This is a genomic window from Paractinoplanes aksuensis, from assembly GCF_024137025.1.
GTDB lineage: Bacteria > Actinomycetota > Actinomycetes > Mycobacteriales > Micromonosporaceae > Actinoplanes > Actinoplanes aksuensis.
The window spans coordinates 62,308-76,741 of record NZ_JAMYJR010000047.1 but is presented as its reverse complement, the minus strand read 5'-3'; the positions used below and the strand labels follow the sequence as shown (position 1 = coordinate 76,741).

The window sequence follows — 14,434 nt, the reverse complement described above, 5'->3', positions numbered from 1 at the left end:
CCTCGTCCGGCGCGCCCGCGGCCGGCCGGCCGCCGTATCCGCCGGTGCCGCGCCCCGTGTCGGGCGCGCGCGGCGCCGCTTCGGTGCCCTCCGGGCCGCCCGCGGCCCAGCCGGTTCACAAACCTGTTCAACCGCAGCCATACCGCCAGCCGTATCAACCACAGGCGACGCCGGCCGCCAAACCGCAGAGTTCGGGCGGGCGGCAGGTCCTGATCGTTCTGGCTGTGGTGCTGGCCCTGCTGGTCCTGCTCTGCGCCGGGGTGATCTCGTTCCTCTACAAGCAGGGTCAGAACCAGAGCGGGGCGCCGACCGGCGTGACCGTCGTCCACACGGGCGTCGCCGATGGGGATCCATCGGGGGCGTCGAACCGTCTAACCCCGCAGGCGGGCGCGAACCCCGGCTGGACAAAAGCTAACGAAGGACGACAGACGCTATGACGGCGCAGGCCCGCCTGCTCGGTGGCAGGTATCAGGTCGGCGAGCTCCTGGGCTACGGCGGCATGGCCGAGGTGCACCGCGGACGCGACCTCCGGCTCGGCCGTGACGTAGCGATCAAGATGTTGCGGACCGACCTGGCCCGCGACGCCACGTTCCAGGAGCGTTTCCGCCGCGAGGCGCAGAACTCGGCCGCCCTCAACCACCCCGCGATCGTCGCTGTCTACGACACCGGCGAGGAGATCTCGTCGACCGGCGAGAAGCTGCCGTTCATCGTGATGGAGTTCGTGAACGGGCAGACCCTCAAAGAGGTGCTGGCCCAGGAACAGCGACTCCCGACCCGCCAGGCCCTCGAGTACATCGCCGACATCTGCGCCGCCCTCGAGTTCAGCCACCGGCACGGGATCATCCACCGGGACATCAAGCCCGGCAACGTGATGATCACGCAGAACGGCCAGGTCAAGGTCATGGACTTCGGCATCGCCCGGGCCCTGGCCAGCGGCGCCACCACCATGACGCAGACCAGCGCGGTCATCGGCACAGCACAATATCTCTCGCCCGAGCAGGCCCGCGGCGAGTCGGTCGACGCGCGCTCCGATGTGTACGCCGCCGGTTGTGTGCTCTTCGAGCTGCTGGTCGGCACCCCGCCGTTCGTCGGCGACAGCCCGGTCAGCGTCGCCTACCAGCACGTCCGCGAGGAGCCCAAGGCGCCGAGCGACGTCGTGCCCGGCGTTCCGGCCGACGTCGACGCCATCGTGCTCAAGGCGCTGGCCAAGAACCCGGTCAACCGTTACCAGAGCGCGCAAGAGATGCGGGCCGACGCCCTGCGCGCGGTCGCCGGCCGGCCCGTGCTGGCCGAGCCGGTGATGTCGCAGGCCGAGACCATGGCCATGCAGGGCGGCGCGACGCAGCGGCAGTGGCAGCCCCAGTCCGCGACCACCATGCAGCGCCCGGTCGGCGGTCCGCCGCGGCCACCGGAACGCCGCTCGTCCTCGTGGGTGTGGGCGGCCCTGGCCGCGCTCGGTGTGCTGGTCGTGGTGGTGCTCGGCGTCGCGCTCATGCAGGAACGCGGCAACGAGAACAACAACGCCGGCAACAACACCCAGAGCTCGGCCCCGGTCACCTACACGATGCCCGACCTCGTGGGTAAGACCAACGCCGATGCCGTGGAGGCCCTGGAAGCGGCGGGCATCAAGAACCATTCGGCCGACGCGCCGCAGTTCGAGTCGGGCTGCAAGGGCACCGTCGTCAAGCAGGACCCGGGCAAGGGCAAGACGGTCGGCGCCACCGACCAGGTCAGCTATCAGCTGTGCCTGAAGCCGGAGCAGGTCGAGGTGCCCAACAACCTGGTCGGCTCGACCCGCGAGAGCGCCCAGTCGGCGCTGCGCGGCCTCGGCCTCAAGGTCGACCCGCAGGACATCGACAGCCTCAAGCCGATCGGCATCGTCGTCGACGTCGAGAAGGCCGGCCGTGACGTCGACCCGGGCACCGAGATCACCATCAAGGTGTCCAACGGCCGCCTGGTCAAGGTGCCCGACGTGGTCGGCAAGAACCTGGCCACGGCGCAGGGCATCCTCGAGGAACGAGGCCAGTTCAACGTCAACCAGATCGACGTTCAGGACCCGAACGGTGTGCCGGGCACGGTGGTCGAGCAGACGCCCAAGGCCAACGCGACGGCCGAGAAGGGCGACCGGGTGACTCTGTCGGTCATCGCCGAGCCCGACGACCCCGGCACCGAACCCACCCCCGACCCCACCGACACCGAACCGCCCGGCGGCACCGGCAACGGCGGCGGCACCGGGGCGAACGGGTTGCTCGGGAACGCGATCATCCGCCGGGACGACAGCAGTCTCTGAGCAGCGACAAACGGCCCGCCGATTTGAGGAGGGCCGTTTTCGTTCTAGGCGGTGGCGAAGGCGGCGCGGCGGCGGGTCTCGACCTCGGCCGCCAGCGGGGGCGCCTTCTCGAGGGCCTCGGGCAGGCCGCAGGAGGCGAGCCAGTTGGCCAGCATGGTGTGGCCGCCCTCGGTGAGCACCGACTCGGGGTGGAACTGCACGCCCTCGATCGGCAGGTCGCGGTGGCGCATGGCCATCACCACTCCCGATTCCGTACGCCCGGTCACCTCGATCTCGGCCGGCAGCGTCTCGGGCAGCACCGCCAGCGAGTGGTAGCGGGTGGCGGTGAACGGCTCGGGCAGCCCGGCCAGCACCCCGGACCCGTCGTGGTGCACCTCGGACGTCTTGCCGTGCAGCAGTTCGGGCGCGCGCGTGACGGTGGCCCCGAACGCGGCGCCGATCGCCTGGTGACCGAGGCAGACGCCGAACATCGGGACCTTCCCGGCGTACGCGGGAATGACTTCCATCATGATGCCGGCGCGCTCCGGCGCGCCCGGGCCGGGCGAGAGCAGGATGCCCGCGGCCCCGAACGTGCCGACCTCGGACACGGTGATCTCGTCGTTGCGCCGCACCACGCACTCGGCCCCGAGCTGGCCCAGATATTGCACCAGGTTGAAGACGAACGAGTCGTAGTTGTCGATGACCAGGATGCGCATGTCAGTTACCCGGGAGCCCTTCGGAGGGGTGGGGCTGGTTCGACTCCGTGCTGTACGGGATGTCCTCGGGCGCCTCGTGGTCGGGGTCGCCCGGAACCGTCACATCCGAGTCGTCGCCGGTCGGGCCCTGCTGCTCAGTGCCCGTGCCGACCTGCACGTCGTCGAACGGCAGCAGCGGGGTGGCCCACGGAAAGACGACGTACCAGAGCAGGGCGGTGGTGGCCGCCAGCAACCCGAGCGAGCCGGTGAGCTTGCCCCAGAAGCCGAACGGCAGCTTGCGCCAGATCCAGGCGTACATGGTCAGGCGCCCTTCACTTCGGCCGGCATGCCCGCGTTGGGGGCCTTCTGGTCGCGCTTGCTGGTCGAGACCAGTTCGGCGTGCACGATCAGGCGCTCGTAGTTGTTGTACTTGGGGTTGCAGGTGGTCAGGGTGAGCAGCGACTTCGTCGGCTTGGCCCGAGGCTTGCCGGGTACCGGGGCGACGACCTCGACCGCCGTCGGCTTGACGACCTCGCTGGTATAGACGCGGTAGACGTACCAGTTGGACCGGGTCTCGACGCCGATGACGTCGCCCGACTTGAGCTCGTCGAGCCGCCAGAAGATCTTCTTGATCCGGTGACCGGCCACCGAGAAGTTGCCGACCTGGCCCGGCTTGGCCGAGTCGGGGTAGTGGCCGGGGGCGTAGCGGATGTCGTCGGGCTGCACGCCGTCGACGACCACCCACTCCTTGTCGAGCTTCGGGATGTAGAGGCGGCCGACCAGGTTGCTGCCGGGCGCGGTGGGCGCCTTGGTGGTCGCGGCGGACGGGGTCGGGGCGACCGTGGGGTCGTTCCACACCTCGTCGAGCTGGGTGTCGAGCGCGTTCTGCTCGTCCTGCACCTTGGCCGAGTTGCCGAACACCTCGTATCCCGCGAACAGCAGCACGATGAGACCGAACGTGATCATCAGCTCGCCCGAGACACGGATCGCGCCGCGGATCCGGGAGCCGATGGTCGGCCGGGTCATCTCGGAGTAGACGCTCTTGTAGCCCTCACCGGTCTGCTCGGGGCGCAGCTTGACGACCTTCTCGCCGCGTTTCGGCTCCGGCACGGGCTCCTCCTCGGCGGGCGGCCGCACCGAGCCTGGGGCCGCGGGGGAGACCGAGGCGGCGCCGAGGGCGGCGTCGGGCTCGGCTTTCGCCTTCGCGGACTGGGCGGCGAGGCCGGGAACCGCGGAGAGGAGCGCGGTGGGGGCCTGAAGGGGCGGGGGGTGCTCGCCGGAACGCTTCATCGCCGGCAGCAGGCCGGTCGGAGCGTCCGACGTACGGATGACAGCGGTCTCCCGCGGATCCTGCGGAACCCCCGCGAGACGCGGATCTTGCGAGCCGTTACCGGGGTGCGCCGGCTGACCGGAATTGATCGGGACGCCGGGATTGATCGGCACGTTCGGGCGGCCCTGGTCGCCACCGTAGGCGTGGGGCCCGGTGGGGTAGCCGCCCGAGTTGTGCCCGACGGTCGCCGGCGGTACCGGCGGCCGGAAGCCCTGAGCCGGGCTGGGCGACACCGGAGCGCCGAAGCCGGCCCCACCCTGGGGCAGGTCGCCGAACGGCCGATTTGTCGCCTGAGGGCCGTCTGAGGGCGCCTGCGCGGCCCAGGAGGTGGCTGGCGGCTGGGCGCCGGCTTCCTCGGCGGCCGCGAAGAAGTCGAAGTCGGTGCGCTGACCGGGCTCGGAGTGCGCGGCCCGTTGGACCGAGCCCAGCGCCCCACCCGCGGCCCCACCTCGCACGATCCGCTGCTGCACCTCTTCGTCGGTGCGCAGCACGGCCGTCTCGGCCGCCGAGGGCGCGGGCGGCGGCAGCGTGGGCGGAGCCGGCGGCGGGCTGCCGAGGCCGATCGGAGGTGCGAGCGGCCCACCGGGCACGCCGTCAGGCGACGCGTCGGTGATCCGTGGGATGTAGGCCGTCTGACCCTCGGCGTCGGGGGCTCGATGCCGCCCCGACCCGGGTCCGCGGGCCGGTTGGTCCGGAGCGGCCATTACCCGGCGACCCGCGCGGACCGGAGGTCACTCGACCCGTCGTACGCCCGCACTGTCACGTTCCTCTCGACGGTTTCCTGATAACCGAGGCCGAAGTCAGCGACCGCATCCCTGAATTGCCGGACCCCTTCCGCGGACTCCAACGCGCGACGCATCCCTGTGGGTTCGCCGATCGCCGTGATCCGGAACGGTGGTGAGAAGACTTGGCCGTGCAGGAGCAGCGTGTTGCCGACACAGCGTACAGCGCTGGTGGAGATCACGCGGACATCCATGATCGACATTGCCTCGGCCCCACCAGCCCAGAGAGCATTCACCACTGCCTGAACATCACCCTGGTGGACGACAAGATCGTCATTGTCGGGGGCGTTGGCGGCGACAAAATCATTGCTCCGGCGGGACGAGTCGTCGAGCGTCACGGTGAGGCCGGAACCCTGCAAGGCGGTGAAGCCGGCGGGCGCCCGCAACTTGTCGGCGCCCTCGCGGGCCTGCTTCACCGGCCCGTCGACCTCGGCCAGCCGGGCCGTGTCCTGGTCGACGGCGGAGCGGAGCTCGGCGCCGGTCTGCTCGCGGGCCTCGAGGCGTTCGCGCTTGTCGGCGATCAGTTGGGCGAGCTGGGGCCGCCGGTCGTCGCGCAGGGTGGTGCCGTCGGCGGTGGTAGCCGAGGTGGTGAACAACAGGCCCGCGGCCAGGAAGATCAGGGGTGTGACGACCGTCCAGCCGCGCATGCTCCGCGCCGGTCGGCCCGGCCGCAAACCCGTCCACGCGCGGCGCAGAACGAGCCGCCACGAGGGCGTGCCGGTGGTGTATTCCACGTCCTCGACTCCCCCCGTAAAATCGCACCGGACATTTTTCCTAGCCCGGCGGGTGCCGGTGTTACCACCGACTTGACTACGCTAGCTGTCGAACATTAATCGCCACGGGCAGCATTCGGGATCGCCGAAGCCGCTCAGCGGTGGGGTTGTTCACCACTTGTTGCCCTTCAGGAGTCCACCGTGCCGAAGTCCCAGGTCCGCAAGAAGAAGGTCTACACGCCGCCGACGGACATCCGTCCCGCGGCAGCCGCGGCGTCGAAGAAGCCCAGCCCGATGTGGCTGCCGATCAGTGCGGTCGCGCTGATCGTGATCGGCATCGCCTGGCTGGTCGTGTACTACCTGTCGTCCCAGCAGTACCCCGTCGAGTCGCTGCGGTACTGGAACCTGGCGATCGGCTTCGGGTGCATGGTGGGGTCGCTCGCGATCCTGTCGCGCTGGCGATAGCCGCTTTTGCCTGCATTTACGCAGGTAGTGTGAGCTTTGTCCGTTTGAAGCGCACCTCGTGCCGGCGGCCGGGGTGCGCTTTGGCGCCTCCCTTGACCCGTGGCGTGCGGCCGTCTATTACTCGTGGGTAACATGGGCGCGGCGGACAGCCGAGGCGAGGAGGCACAACGCAGATGGGCATCGCGCAGATAGTTGCCACAGTGCTGGCCGGCGCCATCACCGTCGTGGCCGTCGTTCTCGCCGTGCGGGCGGTGCTGACCATCACCGCGGTGATCCGTCAGGGCCGGCCCGACCCGGCCCGGTTCGAGAACCCACCGGCCCGTACGAAAACCATGCTGGTCGAGACGCTCGGCCATACCCGCATGCTGAAGTGGAGCGCGATCGGCGCCGCCCACTGGCTCGTCATGGTCTCCTTCATGATCCTGTTCCTGCTGGTCGTGGAGGCGTACTTCGAGGTCGTGGACCCGGCCGCGGGCCTGCCGATCATCGGGCACTGGCTGATCTTCGGGTTCGTCACCGAGTGGATCGGCATCCTGGGCCTGGCCGGCATCGTCTACCTGATCTTCGTACGCCAGCGGGCCAACCGTTCCTTGAAGAACCGGTTCCTGGGCTCGACGTGGTGGCAGGCGTACTTCGTCGAGGCCGTCATCCTCGGCGTGCTGGTCTGCGGTTTCCTGATCCGCGGGTTCAAGGTCGCCACCGACCACTTCGAGTACGCGGTGTGGGCCACCCCGCTCTCCCACGCGATCGGCGCCGTGCTGCCGGCCTGGAAGGACGGCGGCACGTGGACCGCCCTGGTCAAGATTTTCATCTCGATGGGCTGGCTGATCACCATCGGGCTCAACCCGACGATGGGTGTGGCCTGGCACCGCTTCCTGGCGTTCTTCAACATCTACTTCAAGCGGGCGCCCGAGAAGCCGGCCGGCTCCGGGCTGGGCGCGCTGCGGCCGATGATGAGCGAGGGCAAGCCCCTCGACTTCGAGGAGGCCGACCCCGAGAAGGACCAGTTCGGCGTGGCCCAGGTCGAGCAGTTCACCTGGAAGGGGCTGCTCGACTTCTCGACCTGCACCGAGTGCGGGCGGTGTCAGTCGCAGTGCCCGGCGTGGAACACGGCCAAGCCGCTCTCGCCGAAACTCCTGGTTCTCTCGTTGCGTGATCATGCGTACGCCAAGGCCCCTTATCTTTTGGGCGGCGGCGGCAAAGACCTGACCGGCGAGGAGAAGGCGACCGAGGCCCAGCTGGCCCACATGGACGTGCTCGCGCTGGCCGAGGGGAACCGCCCGCTGATCGGCACGGCCGAGGAGCAGGGCGTCATCGACCCCGACGTGCTGTGGTCGTGCACCACCTGCGGCGCCTGCGTCGAGCAGTGCCCGGTCGACATCGAGCACATCGACCACATCGTCGACATGCGCCGCTACCAGGTGCTGATCGAGTCGTCGTTCCCGTCCGAGGCCGGCGTCATGCTGCGCAACCTCGAGAACAAGGGCAACCCGTGGGGCGCGCCGCAGAACACCCGCGAGGACTGGACCAAGGGTCTGGACTTCGAGGTGCCGCGGGTCGGCGAGGTCGAGGACTTCGACTACCTGTTCTGGGTCGGCTGCGCCGGAGCTTTTGAGGACAGGGCCAAGAAGACCACCCGCGCGGTGGCCAAGCTGCTGCACGAGGCCGGGGTCAACTACGCGATCCTGGGCGAGGGCGAGACCTGTACGGGCGACCCGGCGCGGCGCATCGGCAACGAGTTCGTCTTCCAGATGCTGGCCCAGCAGAACGTCGAGACGTTGAAGGAAGCCAACGTCAAGCGGATCGTGGCGACCTGCCCGCACTGCTTCAACACCCTGGGCAACGAGTACGAGCAACTCGGCCTGAAGGTCGAGGTCGTGCACCACACCCAGCTGCTGCAGCACCTGGTCGCGACAGGCAAGCTCACCCCGGTCCAGCCGATCGAGGGCGACGTCACCTATCACGACCCGTGCTACCTGGGCCGCCACAACCGGGTCTTCGACGCCCCGCGTGAGGTGCTGGGCGCGAGCACGGCCAACCTGGTCGAGATGCCGCGCAACTCCGAGCGGTCCTTCTGCTGCGGCGCCGGCGGCGCCCGCATGTGGATGGAAGAGAAGATCGGGAAGCGGATCAACGTCGAGCGCACGGAAGAGGCCCTGGCCACCGGCGCGAAGACGATCGCGGTGGGCTGCCCGTTCTGCTACACGATGATCGGCGACGGGGTCACCGGCAAGGGCGAGCAGGAGAACGTCGAGGTCGTGGATGTCGCGACGGTCCTCCTGCGCTCGCTCAAGCAAGAGGTCTAGGGCAGCTCAGGTCGGCGTGCCGGCGGTGGCCGCGGTGGTCGAGGCGACGATCGCGACCATCACGGCCGCCTGGATCTCGTCGATCGTCTTCTTGACAGCCTCGGCGGCCCAGGCGCCCTCACTGATCTCGCGCAGCCGGGCCTGAACGACCTTGCGGTCGAGGCCGGCGAAGACCTTCCCGTCCAGGCCGGTCGCCGCGACCAGGGCGCAGAGCGCGGCCGTACGTGGTTCGACCGCGCCCGTACCGAGCACGGCCTGGCGCATCCGGTCGCGGGCCGCCGTCTCTTGCACGGGCTCGACGCCGTGCGCGGCCGGATACTTGGTGCGGGGGAAGACCCACAGAACCTTGTCCTTCTCCGTACGCAGGATGCCCTCGGCCACCAGCCGGTCGAGCACCTGCGGCCGCGTGTCCTGGGCGAACTTGTTCACCCAGTGCCCGGGCTTGCGCGGCTTGTCGTCACCGGTGATGCGCATCAGCGCGCCGTCCAGCAGCGGGTCGCCGGTCGGGCTGATGTCGGGCACGACCACCTTCTTGTCGTTCACGTCGACCCGGCCCGCCATCGCCAGCTCGAGCAGCAGCCCACCGCCGAGGCCGTGGTCGAGGTGGGTGCCGTCGATCAGCGGAGTGCCGTCGTCGTCATACGCGAGCAGCGTGAACTCTTCGACCAGGTTCATGCCCAGACGGTATCCAGATTCGCCGGGTGCCAATCCTCACTTCGGGTGGGCACGCCGGACTCGCCCGGTTCCGGCACAATGAGACCGAGGTGAACCGATCATGGACGGCCTACTGCTGACCGCGGTGCTCCCGTTGGCGGCGTTCGCGCTGCTCACGGCGGGCAACGCGTTCTTCGTGGCCGCCGAGTTCGGTCTGGTCACGGTCGACCGGGCCGAGATCGCCTCCCGCTCCCGCTCGGGCGACCGCCGGGCCCGCACGGTCGAGCACGCGCTGCACGAGCTGTCGTTCCAGCTCTCCGGCACCCAGCTCGGCATCACGCTCACCGCCCTGCTCACCGGTTATCTGGCCGAGCCCGCGCTGTCCCGGATCTTCGAGCCGGTGGTCGAGCCGGTCGCCGGCACCGCCACCGAGGCTGTCACGCACGGCATCGCGCTGGTCGTGGCCACCCTCGTCTCGATGCTGTTCGGCGAGCTGGTGCCCAAGAACGCCGCCCTGGCCCGGCCCATGCGCGCCGCCCTGCTGACCGCGGCCCCGTTGCGTACGTTCTCGAAGCTCTTGAAGTGGGTGATCGGCGGTCTCAACGGGTCGGCCAACTGGCTGGTCCGCCGGATCGGCATCGAGCCGCAGGAAGAGCTGGCCAGCGCCCGCTCACCCGAGGAGCTCGGCCTGCTGGCCGCGATCAGTGCCCGGGCCGGTGCGTTGCCGACCGAGACCGCCACCCTGCTGCGCCGCACGATCCGGTTCGGCGAGAAACGCGCGGCCAAGGCGATGACCCCGCGCGTCGACGTGGTCGGGCTCAAGACCACCGCCAGCGTGGCCGAGCTGATCGCGGTGGCGCGCGAGACCGGGCACACCCGGTTTCCGGTCTACGAGAACACGATCGACCTGGTCATCGGCGTGGTGGCGGTGCCCGACGCCTTAGGCGTGCCGCCCGAACGCCGGGCCACGACCCAGGTCGCGACGATCTCGCGCGAGCCCGTGTACGTCCCCGAGAGCCTCAGCCTCGACAAGGTGCTCGCGGCCCTGCGCGAGGCCGACGCCGACCTGGCCATCGTGGTCGACGAGTACGGCGGCACCGACGGCGTCGTCACCGCCGAAGACCTGGTCGAGGAACTGGTCGGGGAGATCGCCGACGAGTACGACGTCGAGCCCGCCCACACGTTGACCCAGGAGCTCACGGCGCCCGACGGGCTGGTCGACGGGCTGCTGCGCGAGGACGAACTCATGGAGCAGACCGGCTTCGAGCTGCCCGAGGGGCCGTACGAGACGCTGGCCGGTTTCCTGCTGGCCCGGATGGGTCACATCCCGGCGGTGGGCGAGTCCTACGAGACCGACGGATGGAAGTTCACCGTGACGGCCGTCGACCGGCACCGCATCGAACAGGTGCGGGTCTCCGCGCCCCTGGAGTCCGAGGATGACTGAGCTCCTGGTCACCGCGGTGCTGCTGATCGGCAACGGGCTCTTCGTGGGCGGCGAGTTCGCGCTGATCGCCTCGCGGCGGACGGCGCTGGAACCGCTGGCCGCGACCAGCAAGCGGGCCCGGTGGGCGCTCTCGGCGATGAGCCAGATTCCGCTGATGATCGCCGGCGCGCAGCTGGGCATCACGATCTGCTCGCTCGGGCTGGGCGCGCTGGCCGAACCGGCGCTGGCCCACTTCCTCGAGGGCCCGTTCCACAGCATCGGCCTGCCCGAGAACGCGATCCATCCGGTGGCGTTCGTGCTGGCCCTGAGCATCGTGGTCTTCCTGCACACGGTCATCGGCGAGATGGTGCCCAAGAACATCACGCTGGCCGGTCCGGAGCGGGCGGCGCTGATCCTCGGGCCGTTCATGCTGGCCTTCTGCACGGCGACCAAGCCGCTGCTCAACGCGATGCGCTGGGCGGCCCGGGTGGTGCTGAGGATCTGGTCGATCGAGGCCACGGACTCGGTGAAGACGGTGTTCACGGCCGAGGAACTGGCCGGCATGGTCACTCAGGCCCGCAGCGAGGGCCTGCTGGGCACCGAACAGTACGCGCGCATCCACGCGGCGCTCGAACTGCACGAGCGTACGGCCGGCGACACCCTGCGGCCCTGGTCGAGCGTCACCACCCTCGCCGACGACGTGACCCCGGCCATGGTCGAGGCGGTGGCCACGCGGACCGGGCGTTCCCGCTTCCCGGTCGTGCAACGCGAGACCCGCCGGGTGCTCGGCTTCGTGCACGTCAAAGACATCCTGGGGTACTCCGACGACCGCCGGACGACGCCGATCCCGTCCGAGATCATCCGGCCCCTGGCCGTGGTCTCGCCGGACCGTTCGCTGGGCGACCTGCTGCTGGTGATGCGCCGCGACCGTCTGCACATCGTGCTGGTCAGCGATGGCCGCCGCCCGCTCGGCGTGATCACTTTGGACGATGTGATCCACGCCGTGGTGGGCGAGCCGGCTCATCCGGTCGTACCCGCTGCGGGCTGACCTTCCGTACGACCGCCTTCGGGTTGTTTCGCCGGCATTCGGGCGGGCCGAGTGGCACAGCCCCCCGACCATTTCGGACAATGGTGGCATGTCTGGCAAACGTTGGTGGGCGGTCTCGGTCGGGGCCTTGATTCTGGTCGGACTGGCCGTCCACGCGCAGCGGAGCTCGTCGCCCCCACCGGCCTTCGCGGTCGGACGACCGGCGGTAGAGCCCACCCAGCCCGACCTGGTCCAGCCCGACCTGGTCCAGCGCGGTGCCGGCGCTCTGGCCGGCCTACTGCCCCTCCAACAGGCCGAGCCGTCGGTGCCGCCGGGCCGCATCAGGATCGCCGCTGGTCCGGTGACGGTGCGCTACACCTTCGACGGGGGTGTCGGCCGGCCGATCACCGACCACCAGGGCCGCCACGAACTGCGGCCGCTCGGGCAGAACGGGGGTGCGCTCCGCCTCGTACGCCAAGGGTCGGGTCTGGCCCTTTCCTATCCCGACCGGTGCCGCCTGGCCAGCGAGCGTGACTGCCCGCGGGCCATCCTTGAGGGCCGCCGCGACGACAGCCTCAACCCCGGAACCAAACGCCTTCGGTACGGGGCCGCGGTGCGCATGACCGCGGCCGACCTCGCCGACGGCGCCAACGTGGTGCAGAAGGGCTACTCGGTCGGCAAGGTCAGCCAGTACAAGTTGCAGGTCGACCATCGCCTCGGCCACCCGAGCTGCGTGCTGGCCGGCGAGGGCGCCATCTATCGGGCCGAGCCCGCCGTGAACGTGGCCGACGGGCGCTGGCACAAGCTGGAGTGCACCCGCGCCCACAACAAACTGACCCTGACCATCGACGACACCCCGACGGTCGAGGTGGCCGTGCCCCCGACGCTCTCGATCGCGAACGCCGAACCCTTACGCGTAGGCGGCAAGGGCACCAACAAATCCAACGACCAGTTCGCCGGCGAAATCGACAACGTCTTCATCCAGATCGGCTGAGCAGCTCTCGGAGGGCAGCGGCGTCGGCTCGCCACTGGGCTTCCGGCATCTCGATGTTGCGATCGTGCGGGAGAGGCGCGCCGGGCGCGGGATCGCCGCGGTAGCGAGCGGTCACGTGGGTGTGCAGGTGGGGAACGATATTCCCGGCCGTCATATAGTTGCATAATTGCGAACGAGCGCTCGCCGAGGAACATAGATGTCGGTGACCGCGCTACTCCCGATCCGGATCTTGCGGGGGGTTTCGTCCGGTCGGCCTTCGGCGCAGTGCGGGCAGGCAGAGCCGTCCACCATCGCGTCCCAGTCGGTCGGCCAACCCATTGACGGTCCCCCATCGTTAGTGCGTCTTGGCTACTGTCGCCGGCGTGGCCAGAGTTTGTGCCCTGAGCATTGTCGCCGTGGTGCTGGTGGCTGGTGGGCGTTCTCCGGTGAGGGCCCTGCTCACCGCGGCCAGGTTGGTGGAGGTTGCCTACACTCCGGTTTGTGCGGATCGGTCGACGGCGCCTGGGTGCCGCCATAGCGGGTGTCGGGGTCGTCATGCTGCTCGTCCCAGCGGTGCTCGCCTTCATCCGCTGGAACGCTGCCGGAACACCGCACAAGATCGTCCCGCCCGCCGGCGCAACAACCCAGCTCCCCGAGGGCGAACAGTACGAAACGGTCGTCGACAACAGGGCCGCCATCATCGCCCTGTCCCTACGCAACGACCGCGGCCCCGCAACCGTCCGCACGTACTCGATGCCACCGAACTCCCCGTGGCTACAGTCCAAAATGCTGGTAGCCACCCAGTTGGACCACTGGACCCCCACCACCGACTGCGCCGACAACCCGGAAGCCCGAATCCTCGAGTGCACCTGGGAAGAACCAACCCGCTGGTGGCCCCGCCAAGTCCGCCTGACGATGATGCGCCCACCCCCACCCGGCGCCGACCGCAACGGCTGGGCCAACCTGACCATCGTGATCATCGGCTCCGCCCCCGGCGCTTAACTGCACGCAGGCCCCAACACCACCCACCTGCGAACAACGCAGCCAACGGCGTCGGCCCCAAAAGCCGTGGCCCGGAAGCGCCGCAAAAGGCCATCATGCCGGGGTGAAGCAGTACCGAAGCCTCGATCACCCGCTCACCGGCGCGGACGTCGTAGTCATCGGTCTGTTCTCCGCCAAGAAAAGGACTACCAGCTCCGCTTGGACGAACTCGCCGCTTCGGTCAGGACCCACGGCGGCCGCGTGGTGTACCAATTCGTCCAGCGCCGGGGCCGCTCCGACCGATGGAACGAGCGCCCAGGCGGGGCCGCCCGAATGTCTCAGCCCTTCTCCCGCCGGACGCTGCTGACACACGGCAAGATCCAAGAGATAGCCCAAATCTGCCGAACAGCAGACATCGACGCCGCGGTCTTCACCAACGCCCTGACCCCGGTCCAACGAACAACCTTGGCCAAGATCCTGAACTGCCTGACACTCAGCGTCGAAGACCTGACCCCCAACAGCCAAACCGCGCAGCGCCGGAAACCCAAACCCCGCCACCCATAACGACCCGACCGGCCACGACCGCGAGGCCTCGGGCGCGTTCGACGTCACGTCCATGCTGAACCTCGGCGCCCCGCAGCAGGCCGTGGCGCTAGGCACGCTGAGACCAACCGCCCTGGCACACCAAGGTCGACAGCTCGACCAAGCTCCCCTCGCCGGAGCCTCCGACTGCACCAGCCTCTCGCCGGTGCACCGACAACGCGGGCCAGCAATGGCGAAGCCGAGCCGACTCCTCACCCACCCAGCCCCGACGGC

At 69.4% G+C, this 14,434-nt stretch carries 13 protein-coding genes and 1 pseudogene; 9 read left to right on the top strand and 5 right to left on the bottom strand.

Annotated elements, in window-relative coordinates; all coding sequences use genetic code 11:
* Positions 1 to 437: pseudogene (locus M1L60_RS38755) on the top strand (serine/threonine protein kinase); the annotation flags it as partial.
* Positions 434 to 2,290 (top strand): Stk1 family PASTA domain-containing Ser/Thr kinase, encoded by a 1,857-nt coding sequence (gene pknB, locus M1L60_RS38750; protein ID WP_253242555.1) that lies wholly within the window; start codon positions 434 to 436, stop codon positions 2,288 to 2,290. The pseudogene M1L60_RS38755 and the gene pknB, both read left to right, overlap by 4 nt.
* A 44-nt stretch (positions 2,291 to 2,334) precedes the next feature.
* Here the strand turns inward: pknB and M1L60_RS38745 are convergent, their stop codons facing one another.
* Genes M1L60_RS38745 through M1L60_RS38730 form a run of 4 tightly spaced genes read right to left on the bottom strand, consistent with a single transcriptional unit; the run spans position 2,335 to position 5,810 of the window.
* On the bottom strand, positions 2,335 to 2,985 hold the full coding sequence (locus M1L60_RS38745) for an aminodeoxychorismate/anthranilate synthase component II (protein WP_253242554.1): 651 nt from the start codon (positions 2,983 to 2,985) through the stop codon (positions 2,335 to 2,337).
* A 1-nt stretch (position 2,986) separates the two neighbouring features.
* Positions 2,987 to 3,283, bottom strand: a complete 297-nt coding sequence (locus M1L60_RS38740) for a hypothetical protein (protein WP_253242553.1) — start codon at positions 3,281 to 3,283, stop codon at positions 2,987 to 2,989.
* 2 nt (positions 3,284 to 3,285) lie between these two features.
* On the bottom strand, positions 3,286 to 4,998 hold the full coding sequence (locus M1L60_RS38735; RefSeq protein WP_253242552.1) for a class E sortase: 1,713 nt from the start codon (positions 4,996 to 4,998) through the stop codon (positions 3,286 to 3,288).
* A complete protein-coding gene (locus M1L60_RS38730) occupies positions 4,998 to 5,810 on the bottom strand; it encodes a DUF881 domain-containing protein (protein ID WP_253242551.1) in 813 nt (270 codons plus the stop codon). The genes M1L60_RS38735 and M1L60_RS38730 overlap by 1 nt, the downstream gene beginning before the upstream one ends.
* 180 nt (positions 5,811 to 5,990) lie before the next feature.
* Between M1L60_RS38730 and M1L60_RS38725 the strand changes: the two genes are divergently transcribed.
* Together M1L60_RS38725 and M1L60_RS38720 are read left to right on the top strand one after the other, a co-directional pair.
* A complete protein-coding gene (locus M1L60_RS38725; RefSeq protein WP_253242550.1) occupies positions 5,991 to 6,254 on the top strand; it encodes a cell division protein CrgA in 264 nt (87 codons plus the stop codon).
* A 173-nt stretch (positions 6,255 to 6,427) separates the two neighbouring features.
* A complete protein-coding gene (locus M1L60_RS38720) occupies positions 6,428 to 8,560 on the top strand; it encodes a (Fe-S)-binding protein (protein ID WP_253242549.1) in 2,133 nt (710 codons plus the stop codon).
* Between the two features lie 6 nt (positions 8,561 to 8,566).
* Here M1L60_RS38720 and M1L60_RS38715 read toward each other — a convergent pair whose 3' ends face one another.
* Positions 8,567 to 9,235: a GOLPH3/VPS74 family protein gene (locus tag M1L60_RS38715; RefSeq protein ID WP_253242548.1), complete on the bottom strand. Its 669-nt coding sequence runs from the start codon at positions 9,233 to 9,235 to the stop codon at positions 8,567 to 8,569.
* A gap of 100 nt (positions 9,236 to 9,335) precedes the next feature.
* Here M1L60_RS38715 and M1L60_RS38710 point away from each other — a divergent pair, with 100 nt between their 5' ends.
* The 5 genes from M1L60_RS38710 to M1L60_RS38690 all read left to right on the top strand — a co-directional run bounded on the left by M1L60_RS38710 (position 9,336) and on the right by M1L60_RS38690 (position 14,182).
* Entirely contained in the window at positions 9,336 to 10,658 is a 1,323-nt protein-coding gene (locus tag M1L60_RS38710) for a hemolysin family protein (protein WP_253242547.1), read from the top strand.
* Positions 10,651 to 11,685 carry a hemolysin family protein gene (locus tag M1L60_RS38705; protein WP_253242546.1) on the top strand — a complete coding sequence of 345 codons (1,035 nt, stop codon included), beginning with the start codon at positions 10,651 to 10,653 and terminating at the stop codon, positions 11,683 to 11,685. Before M1L60_RS38710 ends, M1L60_RS38705 begins: the two co-directional genes overlap by 8 nt.
* Before the next feature lie 88 nt (positions 11,686 to 11,773).
* The gene (locus tag M1L60_RS38700) at positions 11,774 to 12,658 is read left to right on the top strand and encodes a laminin G domain-containing protein (protein ID WP_253242545.1); all 885 of its coding nucleotides are present in this window, start codon (positions 11,774 to 11,776) and stop codon (positions 12,656 to 12,658) included.
* A gap of 480 nt (positions 12,659 to 13,138) precedes the next feature.
* The gene (locus tag M1L60_RS38695) at positions 13,139 to 13,639 is read left to right on the top strand and encodes a hypothetical protein (protein ID WP_253242544.1); all 501 of its coding nucleotides are present in this window, start codon (positions 13,139 to 13,141) and stop codon (positions 13,637 to 13,639) included.
* A gap of 198 nt (positions 13,640 to 13,837) precedes the next feature.
* A complete protein-coding gene (locus M1L60_RS38690; protein ID WP_253242543.1) occupies positions 13,838 to 14,182 on the top strand; it encodes an HflX-like GTP-binding protein in 345 nt (114 codons plus the stop codon).
* The last annotated feature ends 252 nt before the right edge of the window (positions 14,183 to 14,434 follow it).

What these genes read in the sequence shown, in the direction of transcription:
- M1L60_RS38745 (WP_253242554.1), bottom strand. Translation starts at nt 2,985, where the DNA reads ATGCGCATCCTGGTCATCGACAACTACGACTCGTTCGTCTTCAACCTG.
- M1L60_RS38715 (WP_253242548.1), bottom strand. Translation starts at nt 9,235, where the DNA reads ATGAACCTGGTCGAAGAGTTCACGCTGCTCGCGTATGACGACGACGGC.
- M1L60_RS38740 (WP_253242553.1), bottom strand. Translation starts at nt 3,283, where the DNA reads ATGTACGCCTGGATCTGGCGCAAGCTGCCGTTCGGCTTCTGGGGCAAG.
- M1L60_RS38710 (WP_253242547.1), top strand. Translation starts at nt 9,336, where the DNA reads ATGGACGGCCTACTGCTGACCGCGGTGCTCCCGTTGGCGGCGTTCGCG.
- M1L60_RS38705 (WP_253242546.1), top strand. Translation starts at nt 10,651, where the DNA reads ATGACTGAGCTCCTGGTCACCGCGGTGCTGCTGATCGGCAACGGGCTC.
- pknB (WP_253242555.1), top strand. Translation starts at nt 434, where the DNA reads ATGACGGCGCAGGCCCGCCTGCTCGGTGGCAGGTATCAGGTCGGCGAG.
- M1L60_RS38700 (WP_253242545.1), top strand. Translation starts at nt 11,774, where the DNA reads ATGTCTGGCAAACGTTGGTGGGCGGTCTCGGTCGGGGCCTTGATTCTG.
- M1L60_RS38720 (WP_253242549.1), top strand. Translation starts at nt 6,428, where the DNA reads ATGGGCATCGCGCAGATAGTTGCCACAGTGCTGGCCGGCGCCATCACC.
- M1L60_RS38735 (WP_253242552.1), bottom strand. Translation starts at nt 4,998, where the DNA reads ATGGCCGCTCCGGACCAACCGGCCCGCGGACCCGGGTCGGGGCGGCAT.